The 3,451-nt window shown below is 62.7% G+C and carries 2 protein-coding genes and 1 pseudogene; all 3 read right to left on the reverse strand.

The features are described from left to right. Positions 1–185: pseudogene (locus tag ENZ75_RS25485) on the reverse strand (helix-turn-helix transcriptional regulator); the annotation flags it as partial. Between the two features lie 82 nt (positions 186–267). Beyond that, the gene (locus ENZ75_RS25490) at positions 268–2,487 is read right to left on the reverse strand and encodes a 3-hydroxyacyl-CoA dehydrogenase NAD-binding domain-containing protein (RefSeq protein WP_063170008.1); all 2,220 of its coding nucleotides are present in this window, start codon (positions 2,485–2,487) and stop codon (positions 268–270) included. 14 nt (positions 2,488–2,501) lie between these two features. Continuing rightward, the coding region (locus tag ENZ75_RS25495) for an acetyl-CoA C-acetyltransferase (RefSeq protein WP_128278404.1) at positions 2,502–3,451 on the reverse strand (950 nt) is incomplete at its 5' end.

The following is a 3,451-nucleotide window of genomic DNA, read 5'->3' on the forward strand; positions in this document are numbered from 1 at the left end:
GCCTCCATAATCTTTGCCAGTGATTCGGTCGAGGGCCAGCGCGGCCGGCCATCCGACGACAGGCGCTTCGACTTGTTGAAGGCGGTGGAATCGAGCCCCGCACGCTTGGCCAGCCCCGAGGCCGAAAGCGAATAGCGCTCGGCAAGAGCATCAATGGCAGCCCAGACACGGTCATGCGAGAGCATGTGTCGCTCTCCTTTGAACAGGAAAAAATACCTTCCCTGTTCTAACCCCGGACCGCCATCTTGTCCACAGTGCAAGGCTTACTCACGCCGCTTTCCTGGTCTCGCCTTTCGCATAGGGATCGAAGCGCTGATAGAAGCTCTCACCCTTCTCGGCCATGTCGAGCAGCAGCTTGGGCGCCTTGAACTCGGCGCCGTATTTCTTCTGCAGGTTTCTGGCGATCTTGACGAACGCCTTGGCGCCGATGCCGTCGATGTAGGACAGCGCACCGCCGGTATAGGGAGCGAAGCCGAAGGCGAGGATCGAGCCGACATCGGCCTCGCGCGGGTCGGTGACGATGCCTTCTTCCATCACCCGGGCCGCTTCCAGCGCGATGGTGACCAGCAGCCGCTGCTGCAGTTCCTCATAATCGACCTTCTCGGGCGCAAGCTGCGGATAGAGATCCCTGATGCCCGGCCACAGCTTCTTCTTGGCGGGCTTTGCCGGATAATCGTAAAACCCCTTGCCGTTCTTGCGGCCGAAGCGGCCGTGATCGTCGACCATGGTGTTGATCAGCGCCATCTGCTTGGGATCGACCGCCTTGTCGCCCAAATCCCTGATGGTCTGCTTCATGATCTTCTGGGCAAGGTCGATGGCCGTTTCGTCGGTCAGTGCCAGGGGGCCGACCGGCATGCCGGCTGCCTTCGCCGCGTTCTCGATCATCGGCGCGGGCACACCTTCGATCAGCATCTTGTAGGCTTCCGACATGTAGCGCAGCACGCAGCGGTTGACGTAGAAGCCGCGCGTGTCGTTGACGACGATCGGCGTCTTCTTGATGGCGCGAACGAAGTCGATCGCGGTGGCCAGCGCCTTGTCGCCGGTCTTCTTGCCCAAAATGATCTCGACCAGCATCATCTTGTCGACCGGCGAGAAGAAATGGATGCCGATGAAATTCTTCGGCCGCGCCGAATTCTTGGCCAGCGACGAGATCGGGATGGTGGAGGTGTTCGACGCGAAGATCGCCGATGGCTTCAACACGGCTTCCGCCTGTTCGGTGGCGCTCTTCTTGACGCCCGAATCCTCGAACACCGCCTCGACCACCAGATCGCAGCCGGCAAGGTCGGCGTAGTCCGCCGTCGGCGTGATCAGCGACAGCAGTTTGTCCTTGTCCTCCGGCTTGGCGCGGCCCTTCTTGACCTGATCCGAGACCAGGCTGTCGGAATGCGCCTTGCCCTTGGCGGCCGACTCCAGATCACGGTCGAGCAGCACCACCGGGATGCCGGCCTTGGCGGTGACATAGGCGATGCCGGCGCCCATGAAGCCGGCGCCGAGAATGCCGATCTTCTTGAACTTGGTTTCGGGCACGCCGGCCGGGCGGCGGGCGCCCTTGTTCAGTTCCTGCAGCGACACAAACAGCGAGCGGATCATCGCCGCCGCTTCCCTGGTCTGCATGATCTCGGTGAAATAGCGCTGCTCGATGCGCAAGGCGGTGTCGAATGGCACCAGCAGGCCTTCATAGACGCATTTGAGGATCGCGGCGGCGGCCGGATAGTTGCCATAGGTCTCGCGGCGCAGGATGGCGATGGCCGGCGGCCACAGATTGAAACCGGCCGGCGAATAGATCTGGCCGCCGGGCAGCTTGAAACCTTTCTCGTCCCATGGCGCCACCGGCTTCAGGCCATTCCTGATCATCGCCTTGGCGGTCTCGACCAACCTTGTCGGCTCGGCGATCTCATGGATCAGGCCCATCGACTTGGCCTTCTGCGGCGACAGCGTCTGGCCGGAGGTCAGCATCTGCAACGCCTGCTGCTGATCGGTCAGCCGCGGCACGCGCTGGGTGCCGCCGGCGCCCGGGAAGATGCCGATCTTCACCTCGGGAAGCGCCATCTTCACCTTGTCGCTATCGGCGGCGACACGGCCGTGGCAGGCGAGCGACAATTCGAAGGCGCCGCCCATGCAGGTGCCGTTGATCGCCGACACCCACGGCTTTCCTGATGTTTCCAGCTTGCGGAACAGGCCGGTCATCATGCCGGCATTGTCGAACAGCGCCTTGGTCGCCTTTTCGGCGTCCTTGCCCTTTTCCGCGGCGAAGGTCGTCAGCATCTTCTGCAGCAAAGAGATATCTGCACCGCCGGAGAAGGTATCCTTGCCGGAGGTGATCACGGCGCCCTTGATGGCGGCGTCACCAGCCACCTTGTCGACAATGGCGTTCAATTCCCGCATCGCCTCTTCGGTGAAGACGTTCATCGAACGGCCGGGCATGTCCCAGGTGACCAGCGCAATGCCGTCGGCGTCGGTGTCGAGGGCGAAATTGGTGTAGCTCATCGTTTCTCTCCCCGTCAGACGCGTTCGATGATGGTTGCGGTGCCCATGCCGGCGCCGATGCACAGCGTCACCAGAGCGGTGTTGAGATCGCGCCGCTCGAGTTCGTCCAGCACCGTGCCGAAGATCATCGCGCCGGTGGCGCCGAGCGGATGACCCATGGCGATGGCACCGCCATTGACGTTGATCTTGTCATGCGGAATGTCGAAAGCCTGCATGTAGCGCAGCACCACCGAAGCGAAGGCTTCGTTGAGCTCGAACAGGTCGATGTCCGAGAGCTTCATCTTGGCGCGCTTCAACAGCTTCTCGGTGACGTCGACCGGACCGGTCAGCATCAGCACAGGCTCGGAGCCGATGTTGGCGAAGGTGCGGATACGCGCGCGGGGCTTCAGCCCCATCGCCTTGCCGGCCTTCTTCGAACCGAGCAGCACGGCCGCCGCACCATCGACGATGCCGGACGAATTGCCGGCATGATGGACGTGGTTGACCTCTTCCACTTCGGGATGCTTCTGCACCGCGACCGCATCGAAGCCGCCCATTTCGCCGGGCATGACGAAGGACGGGTTGAGCGAGGCCAGCGACTGCATGTCGGTCGACGGGCGCATATGCTCGTCATGGTCGAGGATGGTCAGGCCGTTCTGGTCCTTGATCGGAATGACGGATTTCTTGAAGCGGCCATCCGCCCAGGATTTGGCGGCGCGCTTCTGGCTCTCGACCGCATAGGCGTCGACGTCGTCTCTGCTGAAGCCGTATTTGGTGGCGATCAGGTCGGCCGAGATGCCTTGCGGCACGAACCAGCCGGGCAGGCCGACCGAAGGATCCATGAACCAGGCACCGCCCGAGGCGCCCATGCCGACGCGCGACATCGATTCGACACCGCCGGCAATGACGATCTCGTCCGCTCCCTGCGCGATCTTGGCGGCACCGAAATTGATGGCGTCGAGCCCGGAAGCGCAGAAGCGTGAGA

The organism is Mesorhizobium sp. M7A.F.Ca.CA.002.04.1.1 (assembly GCF_004022805.1).
Taxonomy (GTDB): domain Bacteria; phylum Pseudomonadota; class Alphaproteobacteria; order Rhizobiales; family Rhizobiaceae; genus Mesorhizobium; species Mesorhizobium ciceri.